General features: G+C 61.3%; 14 protein-coding genes. 11 read left to right on the forward strand and 3 right to left on the reverse strand.

The genetic code is table 11. The features are described 5' to 3' along the window. Positions 1-282: 282 nt before the first annotated feature. The 4 genes from GNZ12_RS22420 (at position 283) to GNZ12_RS22435 (ending at position 3,351) form a co-directional block, all read left to right on the forward strand. A complete protein-coding gene (locus tag GNZ12_RS22420; RefSeq protein WP_235993843.1) occupies positions 283-798 on the forward strand; it encodes a DUF2844 domain-containing protein in 516 nt (171 codons plus the stop codon). Positions 799-827: 29 nt separating this feature from the next. Further along, positions 828-2,129 carry a DUF3443 domain-containing protein gene (locus tag GNZ12_RS22425; protein WP_172313764.1) on the forward strand — a complete coding sequence of 434 codons (1,302 nt, stop codon included), beginning with the start codon at positions 828-830 and terminating at the stop codon, positions 2,127-2,129. A 227-nt stretch (positions 2,130-2,356) separates the two neighbouring features. After that, positions 2,357-2,914, forward strand: a complete 558-nt coding sequence (locus GNZ12_RS22430; RefSeq protein ID WP_172313766.1) for a nucleotidyltransferase domain-containing protein — start codon at positions 2,357-2,359, stop codon at positions 2,912-2,914. Then, positions 2,914-3,351 carry a hypothetical protein gene (locus GNZ12_RS22435; protein ID WP_172313768.1) on the forward strand — a complete coding sequence of 146 codons (438 nt, stop codon included), beginning with the start codon at positions 2,914-2,916 and terminating at the stop codon, positions 3,349-3,351. Before GNZ12_RS22430 ends, GNZ12_RS22435 begins: the two co-directional genes overlap by 1 nt. Positions 3,352-3,378: 27 nt before the next feature. Here the strand turns inward: GNZ12_RS22435 and GNZ12_RS22440 are convergent, their stop codons facing one another. Continuing rightward, a complete protein-coding gene (locus GNZ12_RS22440) occupies positions 3,379-4,230 on the reverse strand; it encodes an IclR family transcriptional regulator (RefSeq protein WP_172313770.1) in 852 nt (283 codons plus the stop codon). Between the two features lie 143 nt (positions 4,231-4,373). Here GNZ12_RS22440 and GNZ12_RS22445 point away from each other — a divergent pair, with 143 nt between their 5' ends. From GNZ12_RS22445 to GNZ12_RS22465, 5 genes are all read left to right on the forward strand, one after another. Next, on the forward strand, positions 4,374-5,582 hold the full coding sequence (locus GNZ12_RS22445) for an acyl-CoA dehydrogenase family protein (protein WP_172313772.1): 1,209 nt from the start codon (positions 4,374-4,376) through the stop codon (positions 5,580-5,582). An 8-nt stretch (positions 5,583-5,590) separates the two neighbouring features. Continuing rightward, positions 5,591-7,828, forward strand: a complete 2,238-nt coding sequence (locus GNZ12_RS22450; RefSeq protein ID WP_172313774.1) for an acetate--CoA ligase family protein — start codon at positions 5,591-5,593, stop codon at positions 7,826-7,828. A 156-nt stretch (positions 7,829-7,984) separates the two neighbouring features. Then, positions 7,985-9,379 (forward strand): MFS transporter, encoded by a 1,395-nt coding sequence (locus tag GNZ12_RS22455; RefSeq protein ID WP_172313777.1) that lies wholly within the window; start codon positions 7,985-7,987, stop codon positions 9,377-9,379. A 259-nt stretch (positions 9,380-9,638) separates the two neighbouring features. Beyond that, positions 9,639-10,445 carry an alpha/beta fold hydrolase gene (locus GNZ12_RS22460; protein WP_172313779.1) on the forward strand — a complete coding sequence of 269 codons (807 nt, stop codon included), beginning with the start codon at positions 9,639-9,641 and terminating at the stop codon, positions 10,443-10,445. Between the two features lie 409 nt (positions 10,446-10,854). Then, entirely contained in the window at positions 10,855-11,082 is a 228-nt protein-coding gene (locus tag GNZ12_RS22465; protein ID WP_172313781.1) for a hypothetical protein, read from the forward strand. Between the two features lie 146 nt (positions 11,083-11,228). Here the strand turns inward: GNZ12_RS22465 and GNZ12_RS22470 are convergent, their stop codons facing one another. Continuing rightward, positions 11,229-13,457, reverse strand: coding sequence for an NADP-dependent isocitrate dehydrogenase (locus GNZ12_RS22470; protein WP_172313783.1), 2,229 nt, complete (start codon positions 13,455-13,457; stop codon positions 11,229-11,231). Between the two features lie 404 nt (positions 13,458-13,861). Between GNZ12_RS22470 and GNZ12_RS22475 the strand changes: the two genes are divergently transcribed. After that, positions 13,862-16,051: a TonB-dependent siderophore receptor gene (locus GNZ12_RS22475; protein WP_172313785.1), complete on the forward strand. Its 2,190-nt coding sequence runs from the start codon at positions 13,862-13,864 to the stop codon at positions 16,049-16,051. A gap of 56 nt (positions 16,052-16,107) precedes the next feature. On the opposite strand, the gene GNZ12_RS22480 is transcribed toward GNZ12_RS22475, so the two are convergent. Continuing rightward, a complete protein-coding gene (locus GNZ12_RS22480; protein WP_172313787.1) occupies positions 16,108-17,025 on the reverse strand; it encodes a LysR family transcriptional regulator in 918 nt (305 codons plus the stop codon). 214 nt (positions 17,026-17,239) lie between these two features. Here GNZ12_RS22480 and GNZ12_RS22485 point away from each other — a divergent pair, with 214 nt between their 5' ends. Beyond that, on the forward strand, positions 17,240-18,859 hold the full coding sequence (locus tag GNZ12_RS22485) for an MFS transporter (RefSeq protein WP_172313931.1): 1,620 nt from the start codon (positions 17,240-17,242) through the stop codon (positions 18,857-18,859). Positions 18,860-19,051: the final 192 nt, after the last annotated feature.

The following is a 19,051-nucleotide window of genomic DNA, read 5'->3' on the forward strand; positions in this document are numbered from 1 at the left end:
CGCCCATTCAGGAAAAAGCCTTCCGCCTCCTGAACGTTAACCCCGCCTGTACCCAGTAACCATCCCGCCTTCGCACGCATAACAGCGCGAAATCAATAGCTTATGTTTCGGCCTGGTCAAAGTTCGGTTTAGTTTCCAGCAGATGACCTTAAAATTTCAAACAGAACCCGAATAGCCACGCTATTCCTCTCGTTTAATCGCACAAACTCACGCTAGTATTAACTTCGCGCGGACGCGAGGACAGTTCGCGCGCATATTCCGAAAAACTTCGAAAAGCAAAAAATGATAATCAGTCAATTTCGAATGCTCGTGGTGGCCGCGGCCACGGTCGCCACGGTCGCCACGGTCGCTCCGGCTTACGCAGGATTAGGCGGCGCACCGACCTACCCTGTGACAGCCAGCAGCACCCGCGCAGGGGCGGCCAGCCAGAGCGCCGCCGCGGTGGCGCGCTACGCGGCAAGCGCCAATGCGGCTGCGCCGGCGTACACCGTGAGTCAGACCACGCTGCCGTCGGGCACGGTGGTGAACGAATACATCGCGGCGGGCAATACGGTGTTCGCGCTGAGTTGGGAAGGCCCGACCATGCCGCCGCTCAAGACGCTGCTCGCCACTTACTTCCCGTCTTATGTGCAGGGCCTCACCGACGCGCACGCCGCGCAAGGCAGCGGCTACGGAACCGCCGTCGTGCATCAGCCGGCGCTGGTCGTGGAGACCGGAGGCCATATGGGCGCCTTTGTGGGTCGAGCCTACCTACCGCAAGCGTTGCCGCAAGGCGTTAGCGCTGACGACATCAATTAAGCCTTTAAAAATTAATCGAGAGAAACCAAGTGCGCAAAATCGCATGGATCATTGCCGCGGCGCTCGGGCTGAGTCTGGCTGGCTGCGGTGGAGGTGGGGGTAGCGGGAGTGGAACCAACAGCAGCACAACGCTGAACGCACCGGTCGGCGCAAGTTCGCCCGCACCCGCGAGCGGAACCAATACTTCGGCGCCCAACGTACTCGCGACCGACGCGTCGGCGGTGCCAACCCCTGTCGGCCCCGGCAATACGATCGCGGTGACGGTGACCGGAACGAGCATCCACAATCAGCCCATGGTCAGCGTCACAATTTGTCCCCCTGGATCTAGCGCCACTACTAACTGCGCGATTATTCCGAACGTGATTGTCGATACCGAATCGTTCGGGTTGCGTCTGGTTAGCTCAGCGATTCCGGCCCCCACCTTCAGCGCGCTGACACCCGAAACCGCGAGCGGCCTCCCGCTCGCCGAATGCGCGTTGTTCGGCAGCGGCTACGCATGGGGTACCGTCCATTACGCGAACGTTGCGATTTCGGGTGAGACGGCCACGAACGTACCGATCCACGTGATCGGCGATACAACGCTGACGACGCCTGCGCCGACCGAGTGCCAGGTTGGCCGTCAGTTGGTCACCACGACCGATCTCGGCGCAAACGGTATTCTCGGCATCGGCGTGAGCCCGACCGACTGCGGTACGGCATGCGTGAATGGAGCGGTGTCGACGTTCTACTACACCAACGCCGGCACCGGCACCGCGGTGCCCCTCAACGGCCAGATCACCAACCCCGTCTCGCTGTTCGGGCAGGACAGCAACGGCGTGATTCTGGAGATGGCTCAGGTGTCAGACACCGGTAGCGCGACCGCTCAGGGTACGCTGGTCTTCGGCATCGACACGCAGGCCAACAATATGTTGTACGGCACGGGCGCTACGCTGATGCGGACGAACGGGAACGGCGACTTCACCTCGACCTACAACGGGACCACGCAGACAAAAACGTTCTTCGATTCCGGCTCGACGGTGATGTTCTTCCCGGACCTGTCGATCCCGGTGAGCAGCACGTCCGGATACTACATACCGACGACGACGGTGGGGCGGTCATCGACGCTGGTGGGCGCCATCCCGACGAGTGTGTCGCTCGGTTTTAATATTGCGAACGGAGCAACGCTGAACGCGTCGGGGAATAACGCGTTCAATAACCTCGGTATCTACATGACCCGTCAGTTCGACTTCGGCATGCCGTTCTTTTATGGCCGGCACGTGTACTACGGCATTTCCGGCAAGGCGTCCACGGGTGGCGGCACCGGACCGTATGTCGCGTACGTTTCGAGCTAAGTGACGTTGCGTCTCGCGCGGTGAATATCGGCGGTGGGGTCGATATTCATTTGCGCGGGGCGAGCAAACCGCGCGTGGCAGCAAGACTTTCAAACACTTTGAAAGAGGAATTGATGCCCAGTGACCGCTTTGCATAATCCCTAAAACAGGGATGAACATCCCTCTATTGAGGATTTCCCAGAGAATCCCTATAATGAGGACGATCGTCCCTGTATCAAGGATTCGTGATGAGTGTTGCCGACTTCCTCTTCACACCGGGCTTGCAACGCGTGCTTGGTGCCACGCTGCTGCAGCCTGACCGCAGTTTTACGCTACAGGAACTGCTGCGTCTGGCAGACAGTGGGCGCGGAAGCGCTCAAAAGCAAGTGGACCGACTGGTCGAGGTCGGCGTACTTCAGGAAGACGCCCGACGAGGCCGGCAACGGAGCATCCGCGCGAATACCGAATTCGTCCTCTATCCAGAGTTGCTTAGTATCGCGCGCAAGTCATTTGCCGTTGTGGAGCCGCTGAAAGATGCCCTCGCGCCTTTTGCCGAACAAATCACCTCAGCGTTCGTGTTTGGCTCCGTGGCCAAGGGCACGGACAGTGGCCGAAGCGACATCGACTTGATTGTCGTCGGGAGTGCCCCTCTCCTAGAGCTCTCTGAGGCCATGCAGATGGCCGAGCAAGGTCTGCTGCGCCCCGTCAACTTCTCTCTGTACGAGCCTGCTGAATGGGCTGCCCTGATAAAATCAGACCCTATTATGGCCCAGATTGCCCAAGGCCCCACCCTGAAGATACTGTGATGCCGCGCCCATCTGAATACGAAAACCTCATCAAGACGAAAGCCTTTGAGGCGGTCGCGCCAACGCCCGGAGCTATCGCCGGCTTCCTGCGCAACGCAGCGGACTATAAGGCCACCGCCGATGGGCTAGACCCCAGCCGACATCTGCAGGTCTTTACCTTGGCCTACGAAGGCTATTTCCAAGTGGTCCAGGCCGTCCTGGAGTTCTACGAGGTCCGCACCAAAGATGCCGGCCGTAACCTGGCCATCCAGCGTGTATCCACCTCGCTGGGTGTGAACTCCCAAGAATTTGCCTTCATCACGAAGGCCCACGAACGTCGCAACGGTACCTCTTACGTTTCACCGTTTCCCCCGGTGTCAAAGGCTGAGGCCGCCACCATGCTGGCCATCCTGGCTAAGTACCTACTCGTTGCGCATACGCTGACTGATACGCCATGAGCCCCTATTTTGCAGAAGCGCCCTCCCCTAATAAATCCCCATCGCCCCTTCAATACTGCGCACCATCGAAACCAGCCGCGGCCCGATATCCCCTTCCAGCTGATTCTCCTTCAGCAAATAGGAAGGCACGCCGCAGTTGAACACCAGAATCTCTCCGTCGGCCGAAGGTTTCATCGGCACGGCGACAGCATGTACTTCGCGCCGCAAGTCGCCGTACGAGACGCAGAACCCGCGCTCATAGAAGTAATCGATGCTGTTCATCACGCGCTCGGCAAACGTATTCCATTCACTCGGCGCCTTCACCGCAATCTCATTGCAAAGCGCCTCGCGCCGCTCGGCCGGCAACGCCGCGAGCAACGCGCGGCCCATCGCGGTTCGCACGATCGGATAGCTCAGGCCGATATCCGCCGGCAACCCCAAAGGCGTCGTGCTGCGGCTGCTTTCCAGGTACACGACATTGAGCCGGTCCCGCATGCCGAGCGAGACTGAGCCGCGAATCTGATCCGCCAACTCCTTCATCGAAGGCCGCGCGATCTGCCGCACGCTCAAGCTTGCGAGCAATGGATAGCTCAACGACAGCACCGCCGAGCCGAGCTGAAACTTGTTGTTCATACGATTGACGCGCAAGTAGCCGAGGCGCGTGAGCGTGTAGGTGAAGCGCGAGATGGTGGCCTTGGTCATGCCGGTGCGCGCAGCCAGTTCCGCATTGCCGAGTTGCGATTCGCGCGGCGTGAAGCAATGCAGGATGTCGAGGCCGCGCGCCAACGTGGTGGCGAACTGCCGGTCACCGTCGAATTCGTCGGGCACATAGCGCGCCTTCGAATCCAGATAGTCGCCTGTCAGCGCCGCCGCCTCGGAGCGCTTGTTGTTGGCTGCCATGATCGTCTCCCTTCAGATAGCCAATTTTGCGCCTCCTGTTCAGCATATCCAAACTCTGTTCTGCAGAGTCGAACAAATCGCGCCGACTGCCTGTAAATCTTCGATAGTGAAGTCATAAATCGACTCACATGACGGAGACAAGCATGACCAGGACACCCTCACATTTCGATTCGATGCTCGCCGACGTCGCGCGCTTCGTTCGCGAAGAAGCGATGCCGCGCGAAAACGAGATCGAAAAGGCGGATGCCGTACCGGCGGATCTCGTCGAACGCATGCGCGAACTCGGCTATTTCGGCTGGAGCATTCCGCGCGATTTCGGTGGCGCTGGACTGTCGACGGAGCAACTCGTACGCGGCGCATTCGAACTATCGCAAGCGTCGGTAGCATTCCGTGCGCGGGTCGGCACCAATACCGGCATCGGCTCGGAAGCGCTCGTCGCCGACGGCACCGACGCGCAGAAGCAGCGCTATCTGCCGCGCCTCGCCTCGGGCGAGCTGACCGGCGCTTTCGCGCTAACCGAAGCGGACGCCGGCTCGGACGCCACCGCATTGCGCACCACCGCGCGACGCGACGGCGATCACTACATCCTCGACGGCAGCAAGTGCTTCATCACCAACGCGCCGATCGCGGACCTGTTCACGGTGATGGCCCGCACCGATGCTGACACGCCCGGCGCCGGTGGCATTTCCGCATTTCTCGTCGAACGCGGCATGCCAGGTCTCTCCACCAGCGCGCCTTACGACAAGATGGGCCAGGCCGGTTCGCCGGTCGGTGACGTCGTGTTCAACGCGTGCCGCGTGCCTGCGGCCAATCTGATCGGTGGCGTCGAAGGTCAAGGCTTCCGTACCGCGATGAAGGTATTGAACAAGCAGCGCATTCACCTTGCCGCGCTGTGCACCGGCCCTGCCATGCGGATGCTTGAAGAAGCCGTTGCGTACACCTCGAAACGCGAGCAGTTCGGCAAGCCCGTGGCCGAGTTCCAGCTCGTGCAGGCCCTGATCGCCGAATGCCAGACAGAAATCTTCGCCGCGCGCTCGATGATTCTCGAAACCGCGCGCAAACGAGATGCGGGTGAGGACGTCGCGCTGGAAGCGTCGATGTGCAAGATGTTCGCCTCTGAAATGTGCGGACGTGTCGCGGATCGTGCGGTCCAGATGCTCGGCGGACGCGGCTATCTCGCGGGCAATGCGGTCGAGCGGTTCTACCGCGATGTGCGCGCCTTCCGCATTTACGAAGGCACCACGCAGATTCATCAGTTGAACATCGCGAAGATCACGCTGCGACGCGCGGCCGAACGGGATCAGGCGAAACAGAAGGACAGCGCACAAGCCGACGCTGCGTGTGCAGCATGAGCACGGTCATGAACACCACCACGCACTGTGCAACCACGCTCGACATCGAACGGCTCGTCAACCCGCGCTCGATCGCGATCATCGGCGCTTCAAACGATCCGAAATCGATCAGCGGCCAGCCCATGCGCTTTCTCATGCAGCACGGGTATCAGGGCGCGCCGTATCCGGTGAATCCAAAATACGCGGAGATTGACGGCGTGGCGTGCCATGCCAGCATCGCCGCATTGCCCACTACGCCCGATCTCGCGTTGATCCTCGTCGCGGCGCGGCGCGTGCCCGACATGCTGCGCCAATGCGGCGAAAAGGGTATCAGCTTCGCGATCGTCTACAGCTCCGGATTCGCTGAAGCGGGCGAAGCCGGCGCCGCGTTGCAGCGCGAGTGCGCGGAAGTCGCGAAAGCTTTCGGCATCCGCGTGATCGGTCCGAACTGCCAGGGATTCGTCAGCACAGGTGCCAGCGTCTACGCCGGATTCGGCGCGCCGTTCGGCGTCGACTACCGGCGCGGCGGCTTGTCGCTGATTTCGCAAAGCGGGGGGTTTGGCTGCGCGCTGCTGCTGATGGCCGACGAACTTGGCATCGGCTTGCGGCATTTCATCACCACCGGCAATGAGGCCGACATCAGCCTGCTCGATCTGGTCGATGCCTGCATCGCGGACCCGCAAACGTCGCTGATCGCCGCCTATATCGAAGGCTTGAAGGATGCGCGACGTCTCGTCGACGTCGCCAACCGTGCGCTCGACGCCGGCAAACCGCTGCTCGCGTGGAAGGTCGGCAACACCGCCGACGGCGCCAAAGCGGCCGCGTCGCACACGGCGAATCTGGGCGGCGCATCCGCGCTCTATCGCACAGCTTTCCGCCAGACCGGCGTGATCGACGTCACCGATGTCGCGGACCTCGGCGACTACGCCAAGGCGTTCGAAGCCCAACGCCTGCCGCGCGGCAATCGAATCGCGGTCGTCACGCTCTCGGGTGGCGCCGGCATTCTGATCACCGATGCCTGTGCTGAACGTGGCATGTCGGTACCCGCGTTGTCGGCGGCGACGCTCGAGCAGCTCAAACCGATCGTGCCCGCGTTCGCCTCGTTGAACAATCCGATCGATCTCACCGCGGGCATCCTCGCTGAGCCGAAGATTTTTGCCGACGCACTGCAGATCATCGCCGACGATCCGAACATCGACGCCATCGCGATCATGGCAGCCGCGGCGAGCGGAGAAGTGGCACGCGCGATGGCCGAGGCGATCGTGCGCGTCTACGCCGCCACGACCAAGCCGATGATGCTCGCCTGGAACGCGCGCCGCGACATGGCCGCCGACGCCTACGAGATGATCGAAACGCATGGCGTGCCGCTGTATGCGACGCCTGTGCGTTGCGGACGCGCGTTCGCGGCGTTGTCGGACTATGCGCAGGCGCGGCGGGTGCGTGCAGCGGCACGCTGTGCCGAACCGCTTGCACATGCGCAATATGATGTCGAGCAAGCTCGCGCGCTGCTGGCTGTCAGTCAGGGCGACCTGACCGAACACGCCTCGCAGGCGTTGCTGCGCGATTACGGCATCGAGACGCCCAGGAGCGAGCTCGCGCACAACCGCGACGAAGCATGCGCCATCGCGCGAAAGATCGGCTTTCCGCTCGTGATCAAGGTGCAGTCACCCGACATTCCGCATAAAACGGAAGCTGGCGCCGTGCGGGTCGGCATCCGCGATGAAGCGACGCTCGCCAGCGCCTTCGACGAAATCGTCGCGAACGCGCGCCGCCATGTCCCCCATGCGCGAATCGACGGCGTGCTGGTGCAGGAAGAGATCCGCGACGCGATCGAGATGATCGTCGGTATCGAGAACGATGCGTCGTTCGGACCGGCTGTGATGTGCGGTCTCGGGGGGATCTATGCCGAAGTGCTGAAGGATGTGGCGTTCCGACTCGCGCCGGTTTCGCACGCCGACGCTCACGCGATGATCCGCGAACTGCGCGCCTTCGCGATGCTCGACGGTGCGCGCGGCAAACCGCGTGGCGATATCGAGGCGCTCGTCGAAACGATCGTTGCGCTGTCCGCGATGGCGCTCGACCAGCAGGCCAGCCTGAAGGAACTGGATATCAATCCGCTTTTCGTGCTGCCCACGGGCAAGGGCGTGCGGGCCGGCGACGCGTTGGCGCGCTGCATGCCGCACGCGGCCGACGCCGTCAATGGTGTCGGTCCCGCCGACGACGTGCACGAAAGCGAGCATTGCGCGCCAGCCGTCGTGGACGGATAGTGACGCGGTGCCAGGCCGCTTTGAGACCGGATGTCGCTGATTTGCCGCGCTACATTCAGTGCTAAACATCGCACTAAAACCGCACCACGCGCGGCAATATGCATCGCAACATGCGCAGCGACACCCACCGCAGTTGGCATTCTTCGCGAGACCATCATGCACGGCTATTCGCATTCAGGCACCTCGACTACGGACGACCTCACGCCCACCGAAGTCGAACGCACTTACCGCAAGATATTCTTCCGGCTGATTCCGTTGCTGTTTCTCTGCTACGTGATCAGCTATATCGACCGCGTCAACATCGCCTTCGCCAAGCTTCAGTTCATGCACGACCTCGGCTTCTCGGAGTCGACTTATGGTTTGGGCGCAGGGCTTTTCTTCATCGGCTACGTGCTGTTCGAAGTCCCGAGCAATCTGTGGATGCAGCGCGTCGGCGCACGCCGCACGCTGTTGCGCATCATGTTCGCGTGGGGGCTGGTGTCGAGTCTGATGATGTTCGTGCGCACGCCGACACAGTTCTACGCGATGCGCTTCTTGCTCGGCGTGGCCGAAGCGGGCTTCTTCCCCGGCATCATCTACTATCTGAGCTGCTGGTTTCCCGGCGCGCGGCGCGCACGCGTGACCGCATTTCTGATGATGGCGACCGCGGTGGCGGGGATCATCGGCGGGCCGCTGTCCGGGTTCATCATGACGCGGCTCGCGGGCGTCGGCGGCATGCCGGGCTGGCAATGGCTGTTCCTTCTGGAAGGCGTGCCCGCTGTGACGCTCGGGATCATCGCGTTCCTGACGCTCGGCGACAAGCCGGAAGACGTGAACTGGCTCGACGAGCGCGAGAAAGCGCTGGTGTCGCGTGAACTCGCCGCCGATGAGAAGACCAAGCAAACCGGTCATCTCGACGGACTGCGCGGCGCGCTTGCGAATCCACGCGTGTACTTCGCGGCGCTCGTCTATTTCGCGGTGATGATGCCGTTCAACGCGATCGGCTTCTGGGCGCCGACCATCATCCGCGACCTGGGCGTCGCCAGCGTGCTGGACGTGGGCTTGTTGTCCGCGCTCGTCTTCATGGCGGCTGCGCTCGGCACCTATGTGGTGGGCGCCAGTTCCGACCGGACCATGGAGCGGCGCTGGCACGTCGCGGCGAGCGCTTGCGTGACCGCGCTGGCGTTCGCGCTGCTGTCGGCCGCCGGCCATAACGTCGCACTCGGCGTTGGGTTGCTGGCGCTAGCGGCGGCTGCGTCGTATGGCTCGTTTGTCGTGTTCTGGACGATTCCGCAGACCTTCCTGCCGCGCTCGTCTGCAGCGGGCGGCATCGCGATGATCACGAGTCTCGGCGGCACGGGCGGCTTCGTGAGTCCGGCGTTCGTCGGCTGGGTCAAGACGCAGACCGGCAGCGCGCAATATGGGCTGATTGGATTGGCGGTGGTGTTGCTGGCCGGCGTCGTGTTGATGCTGGTGGTGTTTCCGGCGCAGGGGAAAAGCGTGTCGAACGCTGCGGCCAGTGGCAATGCGAATGTGCCGGCGCAGCATGGCCTGGGCCAGACGAATCATTGAGAGGAGGGACCGGCGCCGACACGCGCTTCCCGCCTCGGTATCGCCTTACCGGCTGAGATTCTGGCGCGTGCGGATCTCGCCGCGAGCACGCTCGTTCGCGTGCTGCCGGACGAGACGCCGCTTGCCCGTCTTTACATGCGTTGACGCTGCCCAACCGCCGTCCGAGGGCGAAAATTCGTAGCTTTGTTGATTTTCTGGTGGCGCTGCAGGCAACTTAACGGATCCTTGCGCTGTTGAGTTCACCAGGAAGGAACCGCTCATGGAATTCCACGACGACGACCTCACTCACTTCGAAGCCCATGGCGCGGCCGCGCTGCCGGTCTCGAACGACCAGGGCTACGTCGAGCACGAAGGGGCGCGAATCTGGTACGCGTCATATGGGACCGGCGCGCCGGTGATTCTGCTGCATGGCGGTCTGGGGCACAGCGGCAATTGGGGCTTTCAGGTCCCGGCGCTGGTCGGCTCGGGGCATCGCGTGGTGGTGATCGACAGCCGCGGCCATGGCCGCAGCACCCGCGATGCGCGCCCCTATATGTACGAGTTGATGGCCTCCGACGTTCTGGCCGTGATGGACACGCTGCAACTCGACCAGGCCGCGATGGTCGGATGGAGCGACGGCGCCTGCGTCGCCCTGGTGCTGGGCCGCCAGTTCCCGGAGCGCGTGGCGGGTGTGTTTTTCTTCGGCTGCAATATGGACCCGAGCGGTACCAAGGCCTTCGTGCCGACGCCGGTGATCGACCGCTGCTTCGCGAGGCATGCCAAAGACTATGCGCAACTGTCGGCGACGCCCGACGACTTCGACGCGTTTGTCGGCGCGGTCAGCGAAATGATGAGGACCCAGCCCAACTATTCCGCGCACGATCTGGCCGGGATCCGTGTGCCGGTTGCAATCGTCCAAAGCGAGCACGACGAATTCATCAAGGCGGAACACGCCGACTATCTCGCCCGCAGTATTCCCGGCGCGGCGCTGATTCTTCTCTCTGGCGTGAGCCACTTCGCCCCGCTGCAACGGCCGAAGGAGTTCAACCGCGTGCTGCTCGATTTTCTGAAGCGGGTTCTTCCCTGAACGAAGCGATCTCGCGCGACGTTTGCGCTGCACCACGAAGCCATGACGCCTTACTATCTGGCCAGAACGCCAAAATTTCACGATGTGGAACGAGCCCTTGCTTCGTAAAAAATCGTGTTGCGTGGCACAAATTCCGCATTTCGCAATGCCGCCCCACGTTGCACATCGTAAAATGAAGGTTATAAACCTTTATTTTTAAACGACAATTTTTGATCGAACGAACCGTCTAACAACCCCTTGCGCCAGGACTCGCTGACGTAGACTCTTTTACAAGAGCCGACGGTTCATAGGACGCAGCGAAAAGGGTGCAGGGAAAGACGGGACGAAAACGCAGTCGCAGTGAGTCCCCCGCCCCTACCTGAAGCCGCCACGGCATCGCAGTTTTTAATTGGCAACTGGGAGACTAAAAATGGAAGGCTTTCGCTTTGGCTCAACGCAAGGAGCGTTCTACATCATGCCGGGTCAGGATGGTTGGGAAGCAACCTACGGCAACGAAACGCTCGGCGCGTTTTCCAGCCCGCAACAGGCAGCTGACGACCTCGCGCGCGGCTTGACCTGCCCGCAGCTGTCCGAAATCGACACGTCGATGCTCGAAATTCCAGAAAAACTCAGCGATTGGGAAATCGTTTACGTGTGAGGGTCAGCATGGCCGCTCACGTACGCGTAAAAACGACAATGGCGCTCCTGAAGAGCGCCATTGTCTTGCTTACTGCTTACTTCAATGCCTGCTTCGGTACCTTGAGCAACAGCCTCAGTACTTCATTCAGCACCTCATTCAGACCATTAAGCGATTGCGTCCACGATCTTGTTCAGCGTGGCGCTCGGGCGCATGGCCTTGCTCGTCAGTTCGACATTCGGACGGTAGTAACCGCCGATATCCACTGGCTTGCCTTGCGCTGCAGCCAACTCGTCGATGATCTTCGCTTCGTTGTCGGCCATCGTTTTCGCCACACCGGCGAACTGCGCCTGCAATGCAGCGTCTTCAGTTTGCGCAGCCAGTGCCTCAGCCCAGTACACAGCCAGGTAGAAGTGGCTGCCGCGGTTGTCGATACCGCCAACCTTGCGCGCCGGCGACTTGTCGTTGTCGAGGAACTTGCCCGTTGCCTGGTCCAGCGTCTTGGCCAGAACCTGCGCCTTCGGGTTGTGATACGCGCCGCTCAGATGTTCGAGCGAAGCCGCCAACGCCAGGAATTCGCCGAGCGAATCCCAACGCAGGAAGCCTTCTTCAACCAGTTGCTGAACGTGCTTCGGTGCCGAACCGCCGGCGCCGGTTTCGAACATGCCGCCACCTGCCATCAGCGGGACGATCGACAGCATCTTCGCGCTGGTGCCCAGTTCCATGATCGGGAACAGGTCGGTCAGGTAGTCGCGCAGCACGTTGCCGGTGACCGAGATCGTGTCCTTGCCGGCGCGGATGCGCTCGATCGAGAACTTCGTTGCTTCGACCGGCGTCATGACGCGGATATCCAGACCGCTGGTGTCGTGGTCCTTCAGGTATTGCTCGACCTTCCTGATAATCTGCGCGTCATGCGCGCGTGCCGCGTCCAGCCAGAAAATAGCCGGCGTGTTGGTGGCGCGTGCACGGTTGACCGCGAGCTTGACCCAATCCTGAACCGGTGCGTCCTTGGTCTGGCACATGCGCCAGATGTCGCCGGCTTCAACCGCCTGCTCGATCAGCACCGTACCGGCTGCGTCGGTCACGCGAACTGCGCCGTTTGCCGGGATCTGGAACGTCTTGTCGTGTGAACCGTATTCTTCAGCAGCTTGTGCCATCAGGCCGACGTTGGGCACGGTGCCCATCGTGACCGGGTCGAATGCGCCGTTCTTCTTGCAATCTTCGATCACAGCCTGGTAGACATCGGCGTAGCAACGGTCCGGAATCACGGCCTTGGCGTCGTGCAGTGCGCCGTCCGCGCCCCACATCTTGCCCGACTCGCGAATCATGGCCGGCATGGAGGCGTCGACGATCACGTCGCTCGGCACGTGCAGGCTGGTGATGCCCTTGTCCGAGTTGACCATGGCCAGTTGCGGGCGTTGTGCGTATTGAGCCTTGATGTCGGCTTCGATCGCTTCACGCGTTTCGGCCGGCAGGTCCTTCAGGCGCGCATACAGATCGCCAATACCGTTGTTCGGGTTGAAACCGGCTTGCGCCAACACGTCAGCGTGCTTGGTCAGCACGTCTTGGTAGAACACCGAGACCACGTGACCGAAGATGATCGGATCCGACACCTTCATCATGGTCGCTTTCAGGTGCACCGAGAACAGCACGCCCTTGCTCTTCGCATCCGCGATTTCTGCTTCGATGAAGCTGCGCAGCGCGTTCTTGGAGAGCACCGAAGCGTCGATGATCTCGCCCGTTTGCACGGCCGTCTTTTCTTTCAGGACCTTCGTCGAGCCGTCGGCGGCGATCAGTTCAATCTTCACGGCACCGGCCGCTGCGATCAGCGCAGATTTTTCGCTGCCGTAGAAATCGCCGCCGCTCATATGCGCCACGTGCGACTTCGAGTCCGCGCTCCACGCGCCCATCTTGTGCGGATGCTTGCGTGCGTAGTTCTTGACCGACAACGGCGCGCGGCGATCCGAATTGCCTTCGCGCAGCACCGGGTTCACCGCGCTGCCCTTGATCTTGTCGTAGCGTGCCTTGACGTCTTTCTGTTCGTCGGTCTTCGCTTCGTCCGGATAAGACGGCAGCTTGAAGCCCTGATCGCGCAGTTCGGCAATCGCGGCTTTCAGTTGCGGCACCGAAGCGCTGATGTTCGGCAACTTGACGATGTTCGCTTCCGGACGCGTGGTCAGCCCACCCAGTTCCGCCAGATCATCGGAACCCTTCTGTTCCGCGGTCAGGTAATCCGGAAAGGCAGCAATGATCCGGCCAGCAAGCGAGATATCGCGCGTTTCAACGATCACGTCGGACGAGCGCGTGAACGCCTTGACGATCGGCAGCAGCGAATAAGTCGCCAGAGCAGGCGCTTCGTCGGTCAGGGTGTAGATGATCTTAGGCGATGTGGACATGTTTGATGCTTTGCTAAGTGAAGTGGTAGACAGAGCGTTCGTGGCGCTGAGCCCGCGGGTGCGACGAAGCAGCAAAAACGCAGCGCGACCCACGGCACTACTTTTTACGGCCCGGACGTGAGTATATGCGTGTTTTCCTCTACTCGCTGCGAAACAAACATATCCCCGCCGCGTCCCGAACAGGGTCAAGCCCCGCCAGATAAGGCTTAGAGCCAAATGGCCTATGCCTTAAGACAGATGTCTTATAGAGGACTGGCGACGTGAAATAGATAGTGAATGCGAATCAGATGCATTACTATTCGTGCGCAATGCAAGTTTGCACTACCCGTTTAACAACCACGCTCGAACGATGCCATGCCGCACATTTTTGGTGCCGTGGCGTCGCGCTGCCTAATTCAAACAACATGCAGAATTCATTTGTCGCGGGACGCCCGGCGCGCCCAGCGTTGATGCGCGGCCAACGCCGTACTTCGTCGTTACTCAGTGCGGGGCTCTTCGTCAGCGTCGGGTTATCGTTGTCCACGCTGTCATCCTCGGGATGGGCGCAGGTCGCGGCAAGCGACACCACCGCCACCCTGCCCGCCGTGAGCGTGTCGGCGACGAAAGACACCGCCGTGGCGCAGGCCGATACCGTCAGCGCCGGTGCGTTGGGTTCGCGCAAGGCTGTGGACACGCCGTTTTCGACGCACGTGGTGACGAGCGACGAGGCGCAGGACTTGATGGCGGCAACCGCCAACGATCTGTTCAAGTACGATCCGGCGGTATCGACCATCAGCGAAAACGGGATTAGCGAAAACTCGATGTTCACGGTGCGCGGCATGCCGATCGACACGCTGAACAGCATCAAGGTGGATGGCCAGACCTCCCCGTCGTGGGACACCGATCTCTCGCTCGAACCCTTCGAGCAGGTCGAATTGCTCAAGGGCCTGTCCGGCTTCATGTATGGCTTCGGTTCGCCGGGCGGTATCGTCAACTACGTGCTGAAGCGTCCGACCGACGACCCGTACCGCAGCATGTCGGTCGGCTACAAGTCGGCCGGTGTGTTCAGCGAGGCGGTCGATCTGGGTGGCCGCTTCGGCAACGACAACCGCTTCGGCTACCGCCTGAACCTCGTCAACGAAGACGGGAACACCGCTGAAGACCACGGTCATGTACGCCGCCAGGTGGCCTCGCTTGCGTTCGACTTCCGCATTACGCCGGACCTGACCTTTAGCGCCGACGCGTTCTATCAGAAGCGCAAAACCAACGGCACGCTATTCGGCCTGATGTTCGGCAGCGGCCTCGGCATTCCCGACGCAAGCACCGTCACCCATGCGTTGACGCAACCGCAAAATTACTACCAGACCGAAATGGCCTCGTTCGGTACGGGTCTCGATTACCGCCTCTCTGAGAACTGGCATGCGAGCGTGAAATACCGCTTTGCGAAGGAGAATCGCACCAATTCGGACAGCTTCCTGTTTGTCACCGACAACGCCGGCAACTACTCGAACACGCTCTATGCGGCGACGACGCGGTACTTCTACCAGAACGTCGACGCAATGGTGCAGGGCAAATTCAACACCGGCAGCATCAAGCATGACGTTGTAATCGGCGCGGGTTTCGAGACGCAAACCAGCGAGTACAGCAATAGCTACGGCTGGAATAACGGCTACTTCCTCGGCAACGGCAATCTGTACAACAGCACACTGTTGACCAACGATGAAGTCAGCATCGGCTCGCAGCTGTATCGTCAGCAGCGCACCACGCAGGCAGCGGTGTACGCGAGCGATACGGTGCAGTTCACGTCGCGCCTGTCCGCGTTGGTCGGCGTGCGTTACACGCAATACCAACAGCACGTGTACGCCCCGTCGAGTGCCGTGACGTCGCAATACAGCGCGGATCCGGTCACGCCGACCTTTGCGCTGATGTTCAAGACCGATCCTTACTCGACGGTGTATGGCAGCTATGTCGAATCATTGGAACAGGGTGGCGCGGCATCGAACACCAACCTCAACTACCCGGACACGTTCGGCCCGCTGAAGAGCAAGCAGTACGAAATCGGCTTCAAGACGGACCACAGCAAGTGGGGCGCCAATCTTGCGCTGTTCCGCGTCGATCAGGGCTACAACTATACGAACTCCGCCAACATCTTCGTGCAGGACGGCACCAAGCGCTACACCGGCGTCGACGCAAGCGGCTGGCTTGCGCTGACGAGCGAATGGCGCGTGATGGGCGGCGTGATGTGGCTCGATACGAAGGCGGTCGATGTGGACGATCCAACCGTCGAGGGCAAGCGCGTGTATGGGGCGCCGCGGTTCACCGTCACCGGCCGTGTCGAATACAACCCGTCTTACCTGCGTCCGCTGACGCTGGCGTTCGGTGGCAAATATGTGGGCAACCAGGCGGTCGATGCGGCTAATTCGCAGTTCGTGCCGGCTTATGTCACCTACGATCTGAGCGGCAGGTATGAGACGAAAATTGCCGGTAAGGACGTGACGTTCCGGGCAGGCGTCAATAATCTCTTCAACCGCCGTTACTGGACGACTGCATGGGGCTACTATGTAGCACCTTCGCCGACACGCACGGCCGTAGCTAGCGTTACTTTGCAATTCTAAACAATCCGTTTGAAGGAAGAAGCGCCCGCGGCAACAGCGGGCGCTTCTCCTCCCAATCAGTTCGCCGGCTGCATCCCGACCATAGTGGGAATCTCCGCGACCAGCGCGTCGATCGCGCAGCGCGTCTTCAACGCGAGATACCGGCTCTTCGGCCACACAACGTGGATCTCCTGAGACGGGCGAAAGCAATTCTCCATCACGCTCACCAACTGACCTGTTGCCGCATAACGCGCCAGCAACCAACTCGGCAGCCACGCCAGCCCGAAGCCTGCAATCGCGGCATCCACGATTCCCTGCATGTCGTCAAAGCCGAGCTGCGGCTCGACCTGCGCACGGCGGATTTGCCCGTCGACATCGACTACATCCCACGGCTGTGCCGCGCCCGCCCGCATGTAGGCGATGATCGTGTGTCCACGCAATTCATTGACGTTACGAGGCTTGCCGCGTTGCGCGAGATAGGACGGCGCCGCGCCGATGCTCGCGTATTGCACCCCCAGCCGGCGCGCCGCGAGACTCGCGCTGTCAGGCAGCGGACCGATCCGCACGACCAGATCGAAGCCCTCCTCCACCACGTCCACGAAGCGATCGCTGATCGAAATATCGACCTTCAGTTGCGGATGCCTGCGCGCAAGCCCAAGCAGGACCGGCGCCACGCAATGATGGCCGAAGGCCTGCGGCACGCTCACCCGCAGACGTCCTTTAGGTTCACGCCGCCCTGAGTCCAGATCGGCCTCAGCGGCCTCGAGTTCAGCGAGCGCACGCACGCAACGGTCGTAATACGCTTGCCCGTCCTCGGTGAGACTTTGACTGCGCGTGGTGCGATTGAGCAGGCGCACGCCGAGGCGCTTTTCGAGCCGCACGATCACCTTGCCGACGGCCGAGCGCGTCAGGTTCATGCGTTCGGCAGCCAACGCGAAACTGCCGGTTTCAACCACGCGCACAAACGTCGTCACGCCGTCGAGAATGTCGCTCATATTTTTACCCTATTGGTTCCTCATGAGACGCATTTTCTGGATTTACTAGCGTCAATGGGGACTTTAATTCCCTCTATAGTACACAGTTCATGGCGGCCAAGCCCATCGACTATTGAGGTGAATTCCTATGTCCAGGTATAGAAGCGCACAGCTGCGGCACGACGAACGGCCCGAGGCGGTTGCCGCGACAGAACATCCATCGACCATGCAGGACATGCGGGCGGTGCATGCCAAGCCGAGCGCCGCTGCGCAATCGACGACTCGCTTCTCCATTCGCAGGAACACCTTGGCGTTAGGCGCGGTGTGCCTCGCTTCGCTGATGTTCGGCCTCGAGATTTCAAGCGTGCCGGTTATCCTGCCTACGTTCGAGAGGCTGCTTCACGGCGACTTCAAGGGCATGCAGTGGATCATGAATGCGTACACGCTCGGGGTGACGACGGTGCTGATGGCGACCGGCGCGCTTGCGGACCGGTTCGGCCGCAGACGTATTTTCGTCATCGGGATCGCGCTGTTCGGCATCACCTCGTTGATCTGCGGTTTCGCGCAGAGCGTGCCGACGCTGATCGTCGCGCGCTTGCTGCAAGGCGCAAGTGGCGGCGCGATGCTGATATGCCAGGTCGCCGTGCTCTCACACCAATTCAGCGAGGGACCTGAGCGCGTCCGGGCCTTCAGTGCGTGGGGCATTATTCTCGGCATTGGGCTTGGCTTTGGACCGATCATCGGCGGGATGATCGTTGCCGTATCGGGATGGCAATGGGTCTTCTGGATCCACGCACTGCTTGCAGCCGTGACGTTGGCGCTCGTTTTCGGCGGTGTCCAGGAGTCACGCGATCCGCACGCGCATACGCTCGATGTTGCCGGCATCGTCACGCTTTCGCTGGCGGTGTTCGGACTTACGTACTACATCACACAGGGCTCGGACCTTGGCTTCACGAGTCTTCGCGCGATCCTGGTTCTCGTGGCAACGGCCGTCGCCTTCGTGGCCTTTCTGTGTGCTGAGCGACTCAGTGCTCGTCCGATGTCCGACTTCTCCGTATTCAGGATCCGGAAATTTTCGGGTGCGCTGATGGGCTCGGCGGGGATGAACTTCAGCTTCTGGCCATTCATGATTTATTTGCCGATCTATTTCCAGATCGGCCTCGGCTATGACAGCGTGAACGCGGGATTGGCGCTACTCGCCTATACGCTGCCGACGCTCCTCTTTCCCCCGCTCGGCGAACGGCTTGCGTTGCGTTACGGCTCGGGAATCGCGATACCTGCCGGCCTGTTTACGATTGGCCTCGGCTTCATGTTGATGAGATATGGCAGCAGCGTCGCGCATCCGGACGCGCTGACCATGCTGCCCGGTTGCCTGCTTGCCGGCGCCGGCCTCGGCCTCACCAATACGCCTGTCACCAACACGACAACCGGTGCGGTTCCCGCGGAGCGAGCGGGCATGGCATCCGGGATCGATATGAGTGCGCGGATGATTACGCTTGCGATCAACATCGCGTTGATGGGGGCGATCCTGGTCGGCGGCATCCTGTTCAATCTGAAGGCGAGACTTCCGGCGACGCTCGACACCAGGTCACTCGGTTGGTTGGCGGAGAAGATTGCAGCGGGAGATGTCGAAGCGGTCAGACGGGGCATCCCCGCACTCGCCACACTCGACCCGTCCGGAACCGCCGTTCACACCGCGCTAATAGAAGGCTTCGGCTGGGTAATGCTCTATGGCGGCGCCGGCGTTTGGGTACTCGCCGCGCTGAGTTTTGTGATTTCGGGAAACGCGTCGAGAAGGCTGAGAAAAATAGAAACGATCCCCACGCAGCAGGCCGTTCGATGCGACTCCTGCTGAACGCCAACGGCCGGCAGGCTGCCGCCAAGCGGCCTGCGTGCGTGCAGTAGACGCTCTTCGCATCCATCCCGATCGGTGTTGAGAGGTGCGCTTCGGCGCGCGTAGCGTCGCCGGAAGTATGACGCCCTTGTCACCAGGGCTGAATGTGCGAGAACACAGATTCCAGATGCACCACTGCCCCCTCCAAGCCAG

The organism is Paraburkholderia solitsugae, assembly GCF_013177695.1.
Lineage (GTDB): Bacteria > Pseudomonadota > Gammaproteobacteria > Burkholderiales > Burkholderiaceae > Paraburkholderia > Paraburkholderia solitsugae.

Bases quoted from the DNA above. Each gene is read 5' to 3' on its own strand.
- GNZ12_RS22475 (WP_172313785.1), top strand. From the start codon at position 13,862: ATGCAGAATTCATTTGTCGCGGGACGCCCGGCGCGCCCAGCGTTGATG.
- GNZ12_RS22465 (WP_172313781.1), top strand. From the start codon at position 10,855: ATGGAAGGCTTTCGCTTTGGCTCAACGCAAGGAGCGTTCTACATCATG.
- GNZ12_RS22445 (WP_172313772.1), top strand. From the start codon at position 4,374: ATGACCAGGACACCCTCACATTTCGATTCGATGCTCGCCGACGTCGCG.
- GNZ12_RS22450 (WP_172313774.1), top strand. From the start codon at position 5,591: ATGAACACCACCACGCACTGTGCAACCACGCTCGACATCGAACGGCTC.
- GNZ12_RS22480 (WP_172313787.1), bottom strand. From the start codon at position 17,025: ATGAGCGACATTCTCGACGGCGTGACGACGTTTGTGCGCGTGGTTGAA.
- GNZ12_RS22485 (WP_172313931.1), top strand. From the start codon at position 17,240: ATGCGGGCGGTGCATGCCAAGCCGAGCGCCGCTGCGCAATCGACGACT.
- GNZ12_RS22430 (WP_172313766.1), top strand. From the start codon at position 2,357: ATGAGTGTTGCCGACTTCCTCTTCACACCGGGCTTGCAACGCGTGCTT.
- GNZ12_RS22460 (WP_172313779.1), top strand. From the start codon at position 9,639: ATGGAATTCCACGACGACGACCTCACTCACTTCGAAGCCCATGGCGCG.
- GNZ12_RS22420 (WP_235993843.1), top strand. From the start codon at position 283: ATGATAATCAGTCAATTTCGAATGCTCGTGGTGGCCGCGGCCACGGTC.
- GNZ12_RS22455 (WP_172313777.1), top strand. From the start codon at position 7,985: ATGCACGGCTATTCGCATTCAGGCACCTCGACTACGGACGACCTCACG.
- GNZ12_RS22440 (WP_172313770.1), bottom strand. From the start codon at position 4,230: ATGGCAGCCAACAACAAGCGCTCCGAGGCGGCGGCGCTGACAGGCGAC.
- GNZ12_RS22470 (WP_172313783.1), bottom strand. From the start codon at position 13,457: ATGTCCACATCGCCTAAGATCATCTACACCCTGACCGACGAAGCGCCT.
- GNZ12_RS22435 (WP_172313768.1), top strand. From the start codon at position 2,914: ATGCCGCGCCCATCTGAATACGAAAACCTCATCAAGACGAAAGCCTTT.